Here is a 17,980-nt window from a genome sequence, read left to right on the forward strand (position 1 = left end):
ATCAGGTTGATAGGTCTGAGGTGGAAGCGTGGTGACACGTGGAGCTGACAGATACTAATAGATCGAGGACTTAACCTATATTCTAATGTGAAGCATGAACATTGTTATCTAGTTTTGAGAGAACATTCTCTCCATCAGGTTTGGTGGCGATAGCGAAGAGGTCACACCCGTTCCCATACCGAACACGGAAGTTAAGCTCTTCAGCGCCGATGGTAGTTGGGGGTCTCCCCCTGTGAGAGTAGGACGCCGCCAAGCTTTTTGTTTATATCCTTCCAATGGAAGAAGTTACTTTATCATTCCGCAGTAGCTCAGTGGTAGAGCTATCGGCTGTTAACCGATCGGTCGTAGGTTCGAGTCCTACCTGCGGAGCCATGCTTCCATAGCTCAGTAGGTAGAGCACTTCCATGGTAAGGAAGAGGTCAGCGGTTCGAGCCCGCTTGGAAGCTTTCCTCTAAATTATAATGATTAATGTTTAAGGTTTCTCGATGATGAGAAGGCTTTTTTTGTTTGTTTTCATATATATTAAATTCGTTCATGTTTAACTACAAACAAGATTGCTATACGAATGGAGCAATTTGCTTGGAAGCTTTGCATTAGGTTTCTACATATGCCTTTTTTCGTTCTTGATACTTCAGTGCCTTTTTATGCTTACTAAAGTGATGATATCCTCTCTAACAAAAGACTCTGTACGTTCCTCTTTCCCCCGAAAGTGAAGCATTGTTTATTTTTCCTTTCTTCATCTTCAGGTTTGGTTGATCTTCTTTTCTTGTTCGGTATGTATATAAAAAGGAGTAGATGGTTTGAAAGATTTATTTGTAAAGCAAGAATGGTTTGGGCATGTGCGTCAGGATGTGCTTGCGGGTATTTTAGTGGCTCTGGCTTTAATTCCAGAGGCGATTGCGTTTTCGATTATTGCGGGCGTTGATCCGAAGATCGGGTTGTATGCTTCGTTTTGTATTGCAATTGTGATTTCGTTTGTTGGTGGACGGCCAGGTATGATTTCGGCCGCTACAGGGGCTATGGCTCTGGTCATGGTTAATTTGGTTGCCGATCATGGATTGCAATATTTGTTTGCAGCTACGATTTTAACAGGTCTGATTCAAATAGTGTTTGGACTCTGCCGAGTGTCTCGTCTGATGAAATTTATTCCGAGGTCCGTGATGGTTGGTTTTGTGAATGCGTTGGCTATTATGATCTTCATGGCTCAGCTTCCACATTTCGTCGGAGAATCAATGGCCATGTATATCATGACAGGTGGCGCCTTGTTGATTATTTATTTATTGCCGATGGTGATAAAGGTGATACCTTCCCCACTCATTGCGATTATTGTCATGACGATCATTGCTGTATTTGGACATATTGATGTTAGAACGGTTGGAGATATGGGAGAGCTTCCTAGTTCTTTGCCTGCTTTTCTGATTCCTCAAGTACCGTTTAGCTGGGAGACACTTACTATCATTTTTCCTTATTCTTTAGCACTTGCGATGGTTGGTTTACTTGAGTCTCTTTTAACTGCACAGATTGTCGATGATATGACGGAGACGTCTAGTCGTAAGAACAAGGAAGCGAGAGGTCAAGGGATTGCTAATGTGGTTGCAGGATTCTTTGGTGGTATGGCTGGCTGTGCGATGATTGGTCAATCAGTGATTAATACGAAGGCAGGCGGGCGTGGCCGTCTTTCTACCTTTGTAGCGGGCGCATTTCTAATGGTGCTGATTTTTGTACTCGGAGATGTGGTGGTTCAAATTCCGATGGCTGCTCTTGTGGCTGTGATGATTATGGTCTCCGTTGGGACATTTGATTGGAGTTCCTTTCAGCAGCTAAAAAAGAATCCGAAAACAGATTCTATTGTCATGATTGTCACGGTCGTGACTGTGGTGTTGACTCATGATTTATCAAAAGGTGTGTTTGCAGGTGTGCTGCTTAGTGCGATATTCTTTGTAGCAAAAATATCAAAGCTTCATATTACCTCTACAGAAAGCCAAGCGGGTATTTGGGTGTATCGAATTAAAGGGCAAATTTTCTTTGCTTCTGTCACTGATTTCATCCAAGCGTTCCATCAGGAGAAAGATCTCCAAGCCGTTGTGATTGATTTGTCTGAAGCGCGTATATGGGATGAATCAGGCGTGGCAGCGATAGAACGTGTAAAGGAAAAGTATCAAGCAGCTGGTGTACAGGTAGACGTAGTTGGAATGGATACCTCGAGTCGAAAGCTTGTGAAACAGGTGAATGGTTCTTAAAAAGATCTTTCTGTTTGTTACAATAGAAAAGGTAAGAAAGTGAAGGATGGAGGTGGCCGGCATGCTTGTGCGTTTGAACCAAGTGCTCGGCCGGATGATGCCGCTTATTACGCCCATTAGTGTGTTACTCGGTGTATTATTGTCGGCCTATTTAAAGGATTTTACGTTTATGGTGCCCTGGGTATTTGCCATGATGACATTTTCAGGGAGCTTGTCATCTACTTTTTCAGCTTTAAAGCATACGGTGATGCACCCATTGCCTTTGATTTTATCGTTTATGATTTTACATGTGCTGATGCCCCTTTATGCCTGGTCAGCGGGGCATTTGATATTTGCGGGTGATTCCATGACGATCACCGGTTTGACGCTTGCGATGGTGATTCCAACAGGTGTTTCTAGTTTAATATGGGCGGCGATGTATAAAGGGAATGTCGGGTTAACGTTATCTATCATTTTAATTGATACATTGCTTTCGCCATTGATTGTGCCAGTAAGCTTGTCACTCTTCGTCGGTACACAGGTCCATATGGACATGGTTGCGATCATGAAAGGGCTGTTTGGTATGGTGGTACTGCCCTCTATTTTAGGGATGCTCGTTCGCCAGTATGCAAAGCCATCGGTGACGAAAACAATTAGTCAGACCCTGTCTCCTTTTTCAAAATTAGGCTTGTTTGTTGTCGTATCGATTAACAGTTCTGTTGTCGCCCCATATTTGCGTGAACTGGATGTTGCATTTTTTAGCAAAGCAGCGACTGTCTTTTTCATTGCGATGAGTGGATATGCTTTTGCATGGTTGATTGGAAAGGTGATGAAATGTACTCAAGGGGAGATTGTGGCCATTGTGTATACGGGCGGCATGAGAAATATTAGTGCCGGAGCTGTGCTTGCTATTAGCTTTTTCCCGCCTGCTGTTGCTGTCCCTGTTGTGATTGGCATGCTATTTCAGCAAGTGCTTGCTGCCTTGTTTGGTTTCTTACTCAATCGTTTTGAGCTGAAGGCGCCTGCTGTGACTAAATCTTTATCATGAAAAGACCTCCATCTTATGAGATGGAGGTCTTTTTGCGAATTAATAGATGAGATATTTCTTCCGTTTCTTTTCGAACGATTTGAGGTCATGATGATAGCGCTTCATGATGTGTTTGACGGAAGTACCTTGATTGATTTCTTCTTTGATCCAACCATTTCCGATGAGTTTATCAAAGCTGCCTGTTTGAAGGAACTGAAAGTCTTTTGGATATAAATCATGTATGGCTTTGATGATGGATAACCCTGTTTTTACCGCTTCAAATGAAGAGCGGTCTGTGACGTATAGCTGCACACCGTGTGATAGCTTACCTGCATGTTTAGAAAAAGTGGGGGTGAATGATACTGGTCTAAATTGTACACCCTTTAGTTTTAACTGATTTAAATGATCTGCTAGTTCGCTGCTATTGATATATGGAGCGCCAATGAGCTCGAACGGTTTTGTTGTTCCTCTGCCTTCAGAGACATTTGTTCCTTCAATTAATCCTGTGGCGGGATATACAAAGGTACTATCCACTGTCGGCATGTTAGGTGAAGGAAGGACGAACGGCAGCTTCGTGTCATCAAACGTCATGGAACGCTTCCAATTTTTCATTTTGATGACTGTGACATCAGCATTGATATGAAACTCTTTGTTAAAGAATTTTGCTAGTTCACCAGTGGTCATTCCATGTCTTAATGGTATTGGATAGAGCCCTACAAATGAAGCGTGCTCAGGTTCTAAGACAGGGCCTTCTACTTTTAGTCCGCCAATGGGGTTTGGACGGTCTAGGACAACAAAGGGAATGTTGTTTTCTTTAGCGGCCTCCATCGCATAGGCCATCGTATAAATATAGGTGTAATAACGAGCGCCAACATCTTGGATATCAAACAGCAAAACATCTACATCTTTAAGCATATCAGGCGTTGGTTTTCTTGTTTTTCCATAGAGAGAGTAAACAGGGAGACCCGTTTTTTCATCGGTATAGGATTCGACGCCTTCTCCTGCTTGTGCATCGCCGCGCACACCATGTTCTGGTCCATATAGAGCAGTAAGCTTGATATTTGGATGCTCAAATAGGAGATCGACACTGCTTTTCATATTTGCATCAATACCAGTTGGGTTCGTAATGAGGCCGACCCTTTTCCCTTTTAACCATGAAAGGTTGCCTGAGAGTAGTGTTTCAATCCCTGTTTTGACGGCTGCTTTTTTTCCTTTTGTATCTGTTCGTTCTTGGTTTGCGGGGGAGGCGGCGGTCAATGTGCTCATAATGAGAATGCTTGCGAGTATCAAGCTTGCTGTTTTTTTCAAGAGAATCCCTCCTATTTGATCTGTTTCCCTTTCAAGTTGAGTCCATAGCCGAATGGATACAGGGTTTGATTTGGATGAGTGACAGATGGGATATCCACAGGCAATTTGCCCTTAGGTGATGCAGCGCCAAATATCACTTCTAATCCAGCAGGAATATTTGGCTGATTGAATTGCCCGTTTGAGTAGCCTTTAAAACCGTAAACGGCTAGTAAGGCATCAGCCTCCTCAAAATTTGCCGCATCGTAAGGATTTCTTAGACTCATGATGACCATTTTTTTGTTTTGTGCTGCTGCTTCTTTCATAACAGCACGAGGGAAGGCAGTAGCCCATTTTTTCGGGTCCTGTACATTGTCATCAATCACACCATCATTCACAGCTGGGTCATTTTGGACAACGTAAGAGCCGGTAATCACATAGTCAGCATCTTGAATCAGTTTGGCTGTTTCTTTGGTGAAGGTCTTATCCGCAAACGCATATGATTGGATACGTACAGGCTTGATCTTTTTTTGTTTGATCAGAGAGTCAATTGTGACAGACATGGCTTTTGTCTGATCTTCGTAAGGTGCCATGACCAAGATCTTGTTATTCTTTTTAGGCTTGAATGGTAAGGTCTTTTCGTTGTTTTTAAGCAGGGTGATCCCTTCACGTGCCATTTTTTGTTCTGCTTTCCGGTGCGACTTTTTCCCAACGACTTGAGTGGCTTTTTTGATTTTTTTCTCAAGGGTGATGGGTTTCTTGGAAGAAATGATGCCGCGTTTGATTTTCAATTGAAGAATTTTTTCGACAGATTGGTTGATTTGAGACATCGGAATTTCTTTCTTTACAATCGCCTTTTTTACAGCATTGAACACATTCTCTAGGTTTTTTTCTGTTTTTAGAGAGGTGACTGGTGCTGGCATAAGGGCGATGTCGACACCTGCCTTAATAGCCATCACCACGGCTTCTTCCTGCCCAAAGTTATCTGCAATCGCTTTCATATTTAGGGCGTCTGTTACCACAACACCTTGAAAGCCCATCTCTTCTTTTAATAAGTGTGTGATGACTTTTTTCGATAAGGTTGCTGGAACCATAATGTCCTCGCCATCTTTTTTGCTTTTGTACGTTGTGTGGTCAATGGCAGGGAATTGAACATGAGCGGTCATGACCATATCCGCACCAGCGTTGATGGCTTGTTGAAACGGATACAGCTCCACTTTTTTAAGACGTTCTAGGTCATGTTCTACGAGCGGCAAGCCATAGTGACTATCGATGGCTGTATCACCATGTCCCGGGAAATGCTTTAGTGTGGAAATGGTCTTTTCCTTTTGAAGTCCTTTCATGGTTTGAAGGCCAAGCCTAGTGACAAGAGCAGGATCAGAGCTAAAGGAACGGACACCAATGACGGGGTTGTTTGGGTTATTATTCACATCAAGCACAGGAGAGAAGTTTGTATTGATCCCTAGTGCGTTTAGTTCTTTGCCGATGATTTTACCTGTGTCGTATGCATTTTTCTTACTTCTAGAGGCACCAATCGACATATTTCCTGGGAAATGTGTTCCCTTTTGTAATCTTGTGACGATTCCACCTTCTTGATCAATTGAAATGAGTAATGGAATCTTTGGTGATGCTTTTTGAAATTCATGGGTGAGTTTGACGGTTTGTTTCGTATCAACGACATTCTCCGCAAATAAGATGACACCGCCTAGATGATATTTTTCAACAAGATGTGACACTTCTTTATTCATCTTTGTTAAGCCTGTAGGTGCAGATTCATCTTTTGTTTGCCAATTGCGAAAGTCTGGCATGAGCATTTGACCTATCTTTTCATCCAGGGACATGTCTTGCACCATTTGTTTTGCGGTTGGAAGAGGGGCAGAGCTAACCTTTTCCGTTGGAATGGAAGAGGTTAGCAGGGCCAAAACCAGAGTAGCGGGGAAAAGAGCTTTTAACATCGAATTCCTCCTTTTACTTAAAAGATTCGTAGATTGCGGTCATGATGCTTCCATAAGTACCAGTTGGGAAAAGGTCACCTTCAAATTGATTTGGGTTGGTTTCAGGTGAAACGACAGGCGAATGTTTCTTATTTGTCAGCAAGACGATACCTAGATTATGTTTTGGATCAATCAATGTCATGGTTCCGGTCCAGCCAGTATGTCCATAGGCTTCGTTACTTGCATATTTTCCAAACATCCATTCCATGTCAGTATGACCGTTTTTACGCCAGCCTAGCCCGTAAGTTGGGTTTGTATCAGAAGAGGCTGTAAAGAGATCGATAGAAGCTTGATCAAAGATGGTTTTTTTTCCATAGCCTCCTTTGTTCAGCATGAGCTGGAGCAGCACGGCCATGTCTGATATGTTAGAAAAAAGTCCAGCATGACCAGAGATACCTGCCATTGAGTAATATGCTTTCTCATCGTGGACTTCGCCTAGCAGGGTGTACCTGCGAATGTTTTCAAAATCAATGACACCATCTCGCGAATTACCTAAACGTTCGGTTGCTGCAAAATGCTTTTGTTTGAATCTTTTTTGCAGTGGATTGAACATTGTATGTTTGAGACCTAGCGGCCGATAGATTGTCGACTCTACATATTGATCAAGAGGCATACCTGTTTTTTTCTCAATGATCATGCCTAACAGCATGTAATCAATGTCACTATAAATGTGCTGGGTGCCTGGTTTGTATTGCAGCGGCACCTTCGGCAGCCATTTCATCGTTGTCTTTCTATCTTGAGAGAAAAAGGTGCCGGCTGCTTCTTTGCTATAAAATAAGACACTGGAAGGGAGACCGGCAGAATGGGTCAGAAGATCTTTTACACGAAGTTGATTTTTACCGGTTACCTTTGCATCTGGTTCATCTTTAAAATCTGGCAGGATGGATTGTATTTTTTCGTTCACATCCAGTTTTTTCTCGTAGACGAGCTTTTGCAGGGCATAGTTGGTCGCATACATTTTGGTGTTGGATGCCAAGTCGAACAGTGTATTCTTTTTCATTTTCTTATATGATTTAAGTTCAGTTGTGCCTTCGTATTTTTGCCTGTAGCCATAGGCTTTTTGATGGACGATTTTTCCGTCTTTGATAATGATGAGTGCGCCTCCTGGAAATCCTGCTTTGATGTCGTTTTGAATCATGTGATCAACCTTCCTAAGCTGCCTGGAAGAAAAACCTGCTTGTTCCGGTCGTTTTGCCTTTTTTAAGACGGGATATTCTTCAGGTGCTGTTTTAGACAAAGACGATACAGGATGGGAGCTAGTTGCAAATGTTTGTACGGGTAATCCAAGGAGCATGAGCAGACTTGTTATTAAGAGAAAGTATTTCTTCAAGAGTTAGACCTCCTATTGCTTATTTTTCCTCAAATTCAACAGCCATATCATCATGAAAACCAAATAAGTATGTGAAAATAAATCCAGCGACATATGCAATAAAGAGTCCGATTAAGTAAAGAAGCATTTGATGTGTGTGAACAATAAAGGTTAATGGGAGACCTGATACACCAATCGCCTTCGTTGCAATTTGGAAGTAGGCTTGAAATGCGCCGCCGATTCCAGCGCCAAGACAAGCAGTGAGAAATGGTCGTCCCAGCGGGAGTGTAACACCGAAAATGAGTGGTTCACCAATGCCGAGCATCCCTGAAGGAAGTCCACCTGCGATGGCTCTTTTGAGTTTTTTCTTTTTTGTTTTCATATAAATGGCGAATGCCGCACCTACCTGTCCTGCACCGCCCATAGCGAGAATTGGCAAAAGCGGGTCATCTCCAATGGAATTAATGAGTTCCATATGAATTGGTGTCAGTCCTTGGTGAAGTCCTGTCACAACAAGTGGAAGGAAGGTCGCACCAAGAACAAATCCAGCGAAGATTCCGCCCATATTTAATAGATAAGTTAATCCTGAGGTGATGGCATCAGATATAAATCCGCCGACTGGCATGAAGACAACGTACGTAAAAATACCTGTAATGAGTAGTGTGATGGTTGGTGTGACGATGATATCAAGTGATTGCGGGACGAAGCGTCTAATTTGGGTTTCCACAAGTGCCATAAAGATGGCGGCTAGAAGAACACCGATGAGCCCGCCTCTGCCTGGTAGAATATTTGTGCCAAATAACATAATGTCTGCGGAGGCTGGGTTAATAATGAGGATACCAGCTAATGCGCCTAATGCAGGAGAGCCTCCAAACTCCTTTGCGGCATTTGATCCGACTAAAATACCGAGATATGCGAACAAGCCTGAACCAATAACGGTTAAAATGATCGCTGCTTGAGACTTTTCATCGAGCCAGCCTGCTTGCACGATTGCTTTCGTAATCCCTGTAATAAGACCTGATGCAACGAGTGCCGGAATGATAGGAATAAAGATGCTGGCAATCCGTCGTAAGAACAGCTTGAACGGTGTGCGGTTCTTTTGTGAAATGGCTTGCTTGTTTTTTTGTGCTTCATTGTTTAAATCATAAGAGCCAGAGGCATTTAGCAGCTGTTCAAACGCACTTGATACTTGGTTGACAACACCTGTACCTAAAATGATTTGAAGCGTTTCTGCCTCAACGACACCAATGACGCCATCGAGTTCTTTGATTGCTGTGATGTGAACTTGTTCATTGTCAATCGGTGTAATTCGGAGACGCGTCATACAGTGTGTATGGGAAGAGATGTTTTCAGAACCACCACAGAGAGAAAGAATGTCTTTCGCCAACTGCTGATATTTCTTTTGATGACTCATGTTGAATCCCCCTTTGATTTTCGTTTCATGGAGCGGATGGCATGTCTTGTCTTGTCAATATATTGCGCTGTCTCTTCATATTGACGGGAAGCTAAGCTGAGGAACAAGACATCAATTAAGTAGAGCTGTGCCATTCTAGAGGAAGTGGCTGCACTGCGAAAAGGTGCTTCATTGGAACCGGACGTCGATAGGTGAACATCACTTAAGGCAGAAACGCTTGTTTGACCAGGATGCGTTAAGGCAATGGTTTTCACTTGATTGTCTTTTGCGAGCTGAAGGGCTTGAATGATGTCTAACGTTTCTCCTGAAAAGGATATACCGAACACGATGTCATTCTTTCCTGCATTTGCGATGACCGTTGATGCGATGTGCATGTCAGTGAAGGCAGTCGCTGCATAATTGATTCTGAGAAATTTCTGCTGGGCATCCGCTGCGACGATGCCAGATGCACCGACGCCGATAAAATGGATTTGGTTTGCATGCAGCAGTAATTGAACAGCTTTTTCTAATGCTTCTGCATTTAAAATAGAAGCGGTGTCCTTAATCGATTGAATCGAGTTTCCTGCTGTTTTTTGAATAATGGATTGAAGCGGTTCATCTTGTTCGATATCACGATAGCCTTGTTTATCGTCGTGCATCAAGTCTCCAGCGATTCGCATTTTTAAATCGTGATAGCCATCTAGCCCGAGAGATTTACAAAGGCGGATGACAGCAGAGCTGCTTGCTCCGGCTGCCTGACTGATCTCGTGTACTGTGCTTTTAATGACTTTGTCAGGATGGGCAAGGATATAGTCTGCAATGATTTTTTCAGATTGGGGGAGCTTTGCTTTCATTGTGTGTAGTAGGGTGAGTCCACCTGCTGACATGAGCTCTGCCTCCTTTAGGATTGATGATGAGAGATGGCTTTGTCGATATGGCCATTCGCTTTGTTGAGTAAATCCTTGGCTGTTTTTTTGTCTGTGTTTGTTTGGAGCATGACGATGGCGGTTTTGACTTCTAAGTCTGCTGCTTCAAGAGTCTTCACGGCTTGTTCATAGGAAGCGTTTGTCACATGTTGAATGATGGTGATGGCGCGTTCTTTTAATTTATGATTGCTGACTTTTACATCAACCATCAGGTTTTCATATACTTTACCTTGTCTGATCATGACAGAGGTGGAAAGCATATTTAAAATCATTTTATGAGCGGATGCGGCTTTCATTCGTGTTGACCCAGTGATGGCTTCTGGTCCTACAATGACTTCAATGGCGCAGTCTGCCAGCTCGCTAATTTCTGCTTGTTCATTGCAGCTGAGGGCTACTGTTTTTGCGCCGATGGATTTAGCGTAGTTTAAAGCGCCGATGATGTAGGGTGTCCTGCCGCTGGCGGCGATACCGACGACCGTATCTTTTGATGTCAGGTGAATGTGTTCTAAATCCTGTTTGCCGGCTTCTTCACTGTCTTCCACATCTTCGGCAGCATGTGAAAAAGCAGAGTCGCCGCCTGCCATGATACCGACAATCACATCAGGTGAGACGCTATAGGTAGGGGGACATTCAACAGCATCCATCACGCCAAGTCTGCCGCTTGTCCCGGCTCCTAAATAAACGAGTCTACCCCCATTTGAAATGGATTCATAGGCGAAGTCACTTGCTGTTTTGACATGTGGTAGGACACGGTTCACTGCTTGAGCGACCTTCATATCTTCTTCATTGATCAGCTGGAGTATTTCGAGCGGATCTGCTTGTGATATTCCCATTGTGTTAGGGTTTCTTGATTCTGTTGTCAAAGAACGCAATTGAGATGGCTGCATGCGACATTCCTCCTTATTTCTTCATTTTCAGTATATTCAGTGTGATATGAAATTTCAACATTATATTTAAATATTGAAATTATATTTCACTCGAAACGTTGTGCTAACTGGAGGTAAATAATTAGAAAATAAAAAAAATAAAAATCCCCTTTACAAAAGGGGGACAACCTGTATATAATAACTTTTGTCAGCTTCACGGAAACAGCAAACTTGACAAACTGGCCCGTTGGTCAAGCGGTTAAGACACCGCCCTTTCACGGCGGTAACACGGGTTCGAATCCCGTACGGGTCACCATGATGTGGAGGATTAGCTCAGCTGGGAGAGCATCTGCCTTACAAGCAGAGGGTCGGCGGTTCGAGCCCGTCATCCTCCACCATATGCCGGTGTAGCTCAACTGGTAGAGCAACTGACTTGTAATCAGTAGGTTGGGGGTTCAAGTCCTCTTGCCGGCACTGTTTTTTCTTTATCAATTCCATATGTGGAGGGGTAGCGAAGTGGCTAAACGCGGCGGACTGTAAATCCGCTCCCTCCGGGTTCGGCGGTTCGAATCCGCCCCCCTCCACCATTTTTGGGCTATAGCCAAGCGGTAAGGCAACGGACTTTGACTCCGTCATGCGTTGGTTCGAATCCAGCTAGCCCAGTTAAGACACCTTTTACAAAAAGGTGTCTTTTTTTATGTTGGCAGACGGAATGTATAACTATTCAAAATATTGTTGAGTTGAGTCAGAAGGCATCGAGAAAGTAAAATATAAGCATGAACGGAAAGGGGATGTACATATGGGAGATCAAAAAAAGGTCACGATTGTCGGAGTTCCGATGGATTTGGGTCAAATGAGAAGGGGCGTCGATATGGGACCGAGTGCGATTCGGTGTGCAGGCGTAAAAGAAAAAATGGAATCGCTTTCATTTGATGTGGAGGATCTCGGCGATATTTTGGTTGAACAAAGAGATGATGAGAAAGGTTTATATACAAGTGAAAAGCTAAAAAATTTAACGGAGAATGCTAGTGCGAATCAGCTGCTAGCTGAGAAGGTTGACAGTATTGTGCAATCAGGCTCATTCCCGCTCATTTTAGGCGGTGATCACAGCATTGCGATAGGAACACTTGCGGGGGTAGCCAAGCATTATGAAAACTTAGGTGCCATTTGGTATGATGCACACGGTGATTTAAATACAGAGGAAACCTCTCCTTCTGGAAATATACATGGTATGCCGCTTGCAGTCAGTCTCGGTCTTGGGCATGCTGATTTAACGAACATTGGTGGTTATTCCCCTAAATTGAAGCCTGAGAATGTTGTTATAATTGGTGCTCGATCCTTAGATGAAGGAGAGCGGGCATTGATTAGAGAGAAAGGCATTAAAGTGTATACGATGCATGAAATAGATCGTTTAGGGATGACAAGGGTGATGGAGGAAGCCATTTCATATTTAAAGGAAAGAACAGATGGTGTCCACCTGTCGCTTGATTTAGATGGACTAGATCCAGCGGAGTGCCCTGGTGTAGGAACTCCTGTGGCGGGTGGCATTAGTTACCGGGAGAGTCATCTTGCCATGGAACTTTTAGAGGAAGCGGGTATTTTGACTTCAGCTGAATTTGTTGAGGTGAATCCGGTTTTGGATGAAAAAAATAAAACAGCCGAGGCAGCTGTTGCGTTGATTGGTTCGTTAATGGGCGAAAAGCTATTGTAGAGCGGGACTTGTTCCCGTTCTTTTTTGTTTTGGAGAAATTTAAGGATATATTAAGGTTTTTACCGGTGGATATGCGTAACACGCTGTCAAAAATTTGTTACACTATTTTTTAGAGGAGAATGAAACCTTTTGGAAAGAGATTCGTATACATAAAGACCGGTGAAGGCAGAGGTTGAATATACTATGGACACAATGATTAAAAAGAGAATTAAGCAATTGAAAAAAGGCGACCAGAACGCATTTGCAGACATCGTAGACCTGTATAAAGACAAAATTTATCAGCTGTGCTATCGTATGCTTGGGAATGCACACGAAGCAGAGGATATTGCACAGGAGGCGTTTATTCGTGCCTATGTGAATATTGAAAGCTTTGATGTGAATCGTAAGTTTTCTACGTGGCTGTACCGCATTGCAACCAACCTGACCATCGATCGTATTCGCAAAAAAAAGCCGGATTATTATTTAGATGCAGAGGTGGCAGGAACAGAAGGATTGAATATGTATTCTCAAATTGCTGCTGATGGCATTTTGCCAGAGGAAGAGGTGGTGTCTCTTGAATTATCGAGTACCATTCAGCAAAAAATTCTAAGATTACCCGATAAATATCGTTCGGTCATCGTATTAAAGTATATTGATGAACTCTCGTTAAAAGAAATTAGCGAGATTCTGAATATACCCGTTGGTACGGTGAAAACGAGAATACACAGGGGTAGAGAGGCTCTCCGGAAACAGTTGAGAGACCTTTGAGTGAGGTGATTTTGATGAGCTGTCAGGAAAAAATCGTCCTGCTTATGCATCAGTATTTAGACGGGGACATTGAGCCCCAAGACGAAAAAGAATTAAAAAGCCATCTGCAATCGTGTGAGGAGTGCCGTACTCATTTTCAACAAATTGAGAAATCCATCGCGCTTGTGCAGAGTACATCTCATATAGAAGCACCATCTGATTTCACTGCAAAGGTGATGGCAGGTCTTCCAAAGGAAAAAAAGCGTGTGTCGATTCAAAGATGGATCAAAGCTCATCCGCTGATGGTGGCCGCTGCCCTCTTTCTCATTTTGATGGGAGGCAGTCTGTTTACAAGCTGGAATACCGATCATAATTTCAGTGTGTCAAAACAGTCGAATCTCGTCGTTGTAAATGATACAGTGACCGTACCTAAAGGGGAAACCGTAAAAGGTGATGTCACTGTCAAAAATGGCAAGCTGATTGTAGAAGGCAAGGTTGATGGAAATGTCACCGTCGTCAATGGGGAACAGCTGACTGCTTCTGCCGGACAAGTCACTGGTCAAATTAATGAAATTAATGAAGTGTTTGATTGGATTTGGTACAAAATGAAATCCACAGCACAAAATGTGATGCGGGTCATTGGACCAGAAGAGCAAAAGTAATCATACGGGTCGAGAGCAGTCTCTTTATGGGGCTGCTCTTTTTCTATATTATAGGTCAGAATGTATGCGAACTAGCACGCCAGCCATATATGGCAACTGTTTTCCTTGCTGAAACAAAATGTGGTATAATAGCCACGCTATGTATTTACACATAGTCTCTTTTTTTATTAAAAATGCATCAAACGAAGAATAACTGAAAATTCTGGAGGACGAGGAAATGGCTTTAGGGGATATTCCTTTTTTGCAGTACCTCGGTAATGCTGTTGATGTTCTCGTTGTTTGGTATGTGATATATAAATTAATGATGGTCATCCGCGGAACAAAAGCGGTTCAGCTTTTAAAGGGAATTGTGGTCATTGTTCTTGTCAGGATGGGAAGTGCGTATCTCGGTCTTAACACACTTCAATGGCTGATGGATCAAGCGATTACGTGGGGATTCCTTGCGATCATTATTATTTTTCAGCCAGAGCTAAGGAGAGCGCTTGAGCAGCTTGGGCGCGGCCGTTTCTTCTCAAGAAGCGGGACACCTATAGAGGAACAGCAGCAGAAAACGATCGAGGCAATTACAAAAGCAATTAAATATATGGCAAAACGCAGAATCGGCGCGCTGCTGACAATTGAGCGTGATACTGGGATGAATGATTACATAGAGACTGGAATTCCTTTGAATGCAAAGGTGAGTTCAGAGCTGCTCATTAATATTTTCATTCCAAATACACCGCTTCATGACGGTGCTGTCATTATGAAGCGTGATGAGATTGCAGCTGCGGCTTGTTATTTACCGCTGTCAGAAAGTCCTTTTATCTCTAAGGAACTGGGGACGCGTCACCGGGCGGCAGTCGGAATTAGTGAAGTGACAGACAGCTTAACCGTCATCGTTTCTGAAGAGACAGGCGGCATTTCTGTCGCAAGAAATGGTGATCTCCACCGAGAATTGACAGAAGAAGCGCTTGAAGAAATGCTGATTGCTGAATTTAGTAAGAACAGCAAAGATGCTTCCTCGACCAAATGGTATTGGAGGGGCAAGAAAAATGGATAAGATTTTGAATAATCGCTGGGCCGTAAAGCTTCTTGCATTGGTCTTCGCTTTATTGCTGTATGGTGCAGTCAATTCAGCGCAAGCGCCCACGCCGAAAAAAATCGGTGAATCCTTTTTCCCAACATCGACGACAGATGAAGCAACTTTAACCGACATTCCTGTTAAGGCGTATTATGATGACGAGAAGTACGTCGTTACTGGCGTGCCGCAAACAGTCAATGTGACGATTAAAGGGTCAACGAGTGCTGTGAAAACAGCAAGACAAACAAAGAACTTCGAAATATATGCAGATATGCAGAATTTATCCACAGGTACCCATAAAGTGGAGCTGAAGGCAAGAGATGTATCAAAAGGGCTCACACTATCGATCAACCCATCTGTGACGACGGTGACGATACAAGAAAAAACAACAGCAGAATTTCCTGTTGAAACTGAATTTTATAATCAAAATAAAATCAAAGATGGCTATTCACCTGAACAGCCTATTGTGAATCCGAAAAAAGTCACAGTCACTGGTTCAAAGGACGTAATCGACAAAATTTCTGTCATTAAAGCATTTGTGAACCTAGAGGATGTCGATCAGCAAATTGAAAAGGAAGCGAAGCTCACTGTGTATGATAGCAGCGGGAATGAGCTGCCAGTCGAATTGAGTCCGTCTGTGGTGAATATTACAGTTCCCATCTCAAGTCCAAGCAAAAAGGTTCCGTTTAAAATAGAGCGGACTGGCAGTTTGCCGGATGGGATCAGTATCTCAAGTATTGAGACAAGCCCGAGTGAGGTCACAGTGTACGGCTCTCAAAAAGTGCTGGATTCGCTTGATTTTATTGATGGCGTCAAGCTGGACCTAAGCAAGATCAAAGATGATACGGAGATTGATGCCGACATTCCCCTGCCAGATGGTGTGAAAAAGGTATCGCCCGAAACCGTCAAGATCAAAGTGAAGGTTGCAACAGCGCAAGAAAAAAAGATCGATAATGTACCAATTTCTGTCGTAGGTCTGAGCAAGGATCTCACCTCTGATTTTGTGAGCCCATCTTCTGGACGACTCACGTTAACAGCAAAGGGATCAAAGAGTGCGATTGATAAACTAAAGGCTTCAGACGTTGAAGCCTATATCAATGTTGGGGACTTGAACGAAGGAACACATGAGGTCACAATTCAAGTGAACGGTCCTCAAAATGTGACGTGGACATTATCGAGATCAAAGGTCAAAGTGAAACTGACTTCTACTGAGACAGAAGATCAGCCAGCGTCTACGAATGATCGCAAGGATCCATCTTCTGATGACGATGATCAGGATGAGAAGAGTAAAGAAGAATCCACGCAAGATAAAGCAAAGAAAGAATCAAGTCAAAGACAGCGGATCAAAGAAGATAAAAAAGAGGACGAAGCGTCCTCTTGAATGGTAAAAAAGGAGCGATTGAAACATGGGCAAGTACTTTGGAACTGATGGTGTAAGGGGTGTGGCGAATAGCGAATTAACGCCAGAGCTCGCATTTAAAATTGGGAGATTTGGCGGCTATGTGCTCACGAAGGATAAAGAACGTCCAAAGGTACTCGTTGGACGAGACACACGTGTATCCGGTCATATGCTAGAAGGAGCGCTCGTTGCAGGCTTACTTTCAATTGGCGCTGAAGTGATGCGTCTAGGTGTGATCTCAACACCTGGTGTGTCTTATTTAACGAAGGCAATGGACGCAGAAGCGGGTGTCATGATTTCTGCTTCTCACAACCCAGTTCAAGACAACGGAATTAAATTCTTCGGCGGTGACGGCTTTAAGCTGTCTGATGAACAGGAGAATGAAATTGAGCAGCTGATGGATCAGCCGGTCGATCAATTGCCACGCCCAGTTGGAGCGGATCTTGGAACGATGAATGACTACTTTGAAGGTGGTCAGAAATACTTGCAATTCTTGAAGCAGACAGCGGACGAGGATTTCACAGGTATTCACGTGGCGCTTGACTGTGCTCACGGTGCAACCTCTTCTCTAGCGACACATTTATTTGCGGATTTAGATGCAGATGTGTCCACAATGGGAACATCACCAAACGGATTGAATATCAATGATGGTGTCGGCTCAACTCATCCAGAGGCACTTTCTGCTTTTGTGAAGGAGAAGGGTGCAGATATTGGTCTTGCGTTTGATGGTGACGGAGACCGTTTAATTGCTGTCGATGAAAAAGGTGATATTGTAGACGGCGATCAAATTATGTACATATGTGCACGTTATTTGAAGGGTGAAGGCCGATTAAAGGATGACACCGTCGTGTCCACGGTCATGAGTAACCTAGGCTTCTATAAAGCGCTGGAGAAACAAGGCATTAAGAGCATCCAAACCGCTGTTGGTGACCGCTATGTGGTTGAAGCGATGAAAAAGGATGGCTATAATGTCGGCGGTGAGCAATCAGGCCATTTGATTTTCCTTGATTACAATACGACAGGTGATGGCATGCTTTCTGCGATCATGCTTGTCAATACACTCAAAGCAACAGGAAAAACATTGTCAGAGCTTGCAGCTGAAATGGAAAAATTCCCGCAGCTTCTAGTGAATGTGAAAGTGTCTGATAAATATAAAGTAGAAGAAAATGAAAAAGTAAAAGCAGTGATTCAAGAGGTCGAAAAAGAGATGAACGGTGATGGCCGTATTCTTGTTCGTCCATCTGGAACAGAGCCGCTTGTACGCGTGATGGCAGAGGCGAAAACAAAAGAGCTGTGTGATGAATATGTGACTCGAATTACCGCTGTTGTGAAAGAGGAAATGGGTATCGAGTAATAGATGAAAGCAAATCGCCAGCGGCGGTTTGCTTTTTTTTCGAATAAACG

At 43.4% G+C, this 17,980-nt stretch carries 14 protein-coding genes, 7 tRNA genes and 1 rRNA gene; 16 read left to right on the forward strand and 6 right to left on the reverse strand.

The annotated features are described in order from the left end of the window. The first annotated feature begins 139 nt into the window (after positions 1-139). The 5 genes from rrf to C6Y06_RS13300 all read left to right on the forward strand — a co-directional run bounded on the left by rrf (position 140) and on the right by C6Y06_RS13300 (position 3,267). Positions 140-255, forward strand: a 5S ribosomal RNA gene (gene rrf / locus C6Y06_RS13280). A gap of 42 nt (positions 256-297) precedes the next feature. After that, positions 298-372 (forward strand) — tRNA-Asn (locus tag C6Y06_RS13285). Between the two features lies 1 nt (position 373). After that, positions 374-446 (forward strand) — tRNA-Thr (locus C6Y06_RS13290). A 354-nt stretch (positions 447-800) separates the two neighbouring features. Further along, positions 801-2,240 (forward strand): SulP family inorganic anion transporter, encoded by a 1,440-nt coding sequence (locus C6Y06_RS13295; RefSeq protein WP_060595388.1) that lies wholly within the window; start codon positions 801-803, stop codon positions 2,238-2,240. Positions 2,241-2,286: 46 nt separating this feature from the next. After that, on the forward strand, positions 2,287-3,267 hold the full coding sequence (locus tag C6Y06_RS13300) for a bile acid:sodium symporter family protein (protein ID WP_081311457.1): 981 nt from the start codon (positions 2,287-2,289) through the stop codon (positions 3,265-3,267). Positions 3,268-3,306: 39 nt separating this feature from the next. Here C6Y06_RS13300 and C6Y06_RS13305 read toward each other — a convergent pair whose 3' ends face one another. The 6 genes from C6Y06_RS13305 to murQ are packed head-to-tail and all read right to left on the reverse strand — an operon-like array spanning position 3,307 to position 11,039. Further along, positions 3,307-4,554, reverse strand: a complete 1,248-nt coding sequence (locus C6Y06_RS13305; protein WP_106037012.1) for an exo-beta-N-acetylmuramidase NamZ family protein — start codon at positions 4,552-4,554, stop codon at positions 3,307-3,309. Between the two features lie 11 nt (positions 4,555-4,565). Beyond that, the gene (locus tag C6Y06_RS13310) at positions 4,566-6,485 is read right to left on the reverse strand and encodes a glycoside hydrolase family 3 protein (RefSeq protein WP_106037013.1); all 1,920 of its coding nucleotides are present in this window, start codon (positions 6,483-6,485) and stop codon (positions 4,566-4,568) included. Between the two features lie 13 nt (positions 6,486-6,498). Next, complete coding sequence (gene pbp4b, locus C6Y06_RS13315) at positions 6,499-7,854, reverse strand: penicillin binding protein PBP4B (RefSeq protein WP_106037014.1); 1,356 nt, start codon at positions 7,852-7,854, stop codon at positions 6,499-6,501. Between the two features lie 19 nt (positions 7,855-7,873). Further along, positions 7,874-9,247, reverse strand: a complete 1,374-nt coding sequence (locus C6Y06_RS13320) for a PTS transporter subunit EIIC (RefSeq protein WP_106037015.1) — start codon at positions 9,245-9,247, stop codon at positions 7,874-7,876. After that, complete coding sequence (locus tag C6Y06_RS13325) at positions 9,244-10,113, reverse strand: MurR/RpiR family transcriptional regulator (RefSeq protein WP_060595393.1); 870 nt, start codon at positions 10,111-10,113, stop codon at positions 9,244-9,246. The genes C6Y06_RS13320 and C6Y06_RS13325 overlap by 4 nt, the downstream gene beginning before the upstream one ends. A 14-nt stretch (positions 10,114-10,127) precedes the next feature. Continuing rightward, positions 10,128-11,039 (reverse strand): N-acetylmuramic acid 6-phosphate etherase, encoded by a 912-nt coding sequence (gene murQ / locus C6Y06_RS13330; protein ID WP_066031424.1) that lies wholly within the window; start codon positions 11,037-11,039, stop codon positions 10,128-10,130. A 220-nt stretch (positions 11,040-11,259) separates the two neighbouring features. Between murQ and C6Y06_RS13335 the strand changes: the two genes are divergently transcribed. The 11 genes from C6Y06_RS13335 to glmM all read left to right on the forward strand — a co-directional run bounded on the left by C6Y06_RS13335 (position 11,260) and on the right by glmM (position 17,930). Then, a tRNA-Glu gene (locus C6Y06_RS13335) sits at positions 11,260-11,334 on the forward strand. Between the two features lie 6 nt (positions 11,335-11,340). Then, positions 11,341-11,416: transfer RNA gene (locus tag C6Y06_RS13340), tRNA-Val, on the forward strand. Positions 11,417-11,419: 3 nt separating this feature from the next. Further along, positions 11,420-11,492: transfer RNA gene (locus C6Y06_RS13345), tRNA-Thr, on the forward strand. 28 nt (positions 11,493-11,520) lie between these two features. Next, a tRNA-Tyr gene (locus C6Y06_RS13350) sits at positions 11,521-11,605 on the forward strand. A gap of 4 nt (positions 11,606-11,609) precedes the next feature. Next, a tRNA-Gln gene (locus C6Y06_RS13355) sits at positions 11,610-11,681 on the forward strand. Between the two features lie 136 nt (positions 11,682-11,817). After that, positions 11,818-12,729, forward strand: a complete 912-nt coding sequence (gene rocF / locus C6Y06_RS13360) for an arginase (RefSeq protein WP_106037016.1) — start codon at positions 11,818-11,820, stop codon at positions 12,727-12,729. A 183-nt stretch (positions 12,730-12,912) separates the two neighbouring features. Then, positions 12,913-13,476 carry an RNA polymerase sigma factor SigW gene (sigW, locus tag C6Y06_RS13365; protein WP_003217112.1) on the forward strand — a complete coding sequence of 188 codons (564 nt, stop codon included), beginning with the start codon at positions 12,913-12,915 and terminating at the stop codon, positions 13,474-13,476. A gap of 14 nt (positions 13,477-13,490) precedes the next feature. Continuing rightward, a complete protein-coding gene (rsiW, locus tag C6Y06_RS13370) occupies positions 13,491-14,117 on the forward strand; it encodes an anti-sigma-W factor RsiW (protein ID WP_106037017.1) in 627 nt (208 codons plus the stop codon). 217 nt (positions 14,118-14,334) lie between these two features. Further along, complete coding sequence (gene cdaA, locus C6Y06_RS13375) at positions 14,335-15,156, forward strand: diadenylate cyclase CdaA (RefSeq protein ID WP_060595397.1); 822 nt, start codon at positions 14,335-14,337, stop codon at positions 15,154-15,156. Continuing rightward, positions 15,149-16,558 carry a CdaR family protein gene (locus tag C6Y06_RS13380; protein ID WP_060595398.1) on the forward strand — a complete coding sequence of 470 codons (1,410 nt, stop codon included), beginning with the start codon at positions 15,149-15,151 and terminating at the stop codon, positions 16,556-16,558. Before cdaA ends, C6Y06_RS13380 begins: the two co-directional genes overlap by 8 nt. 25 nt (positions 16,559-16,583) lie before the next feature. Next, positions 16,584-17,930, forward strand: a complete 1,347-nt coding sequence (gene glmM / locus C6Y06_RS13385; protein WP_034664420.1) for a phosphoglucosamine mutase — start codon at positions 16,584-16,586, stop codon at positions 17,928-17,930. Positions 17,931-17,980 lie beyond the last annotated feature (50 nt).

The sequence above is a fragment of the Bacillus sp. MZGC1 genome (assembly GCF_002998605.1).
Classification (GTDB): domain Bacteria; phylum Bacillota; class Bacilli; order Bacillales; family Bacillaceae; genus Bacillus.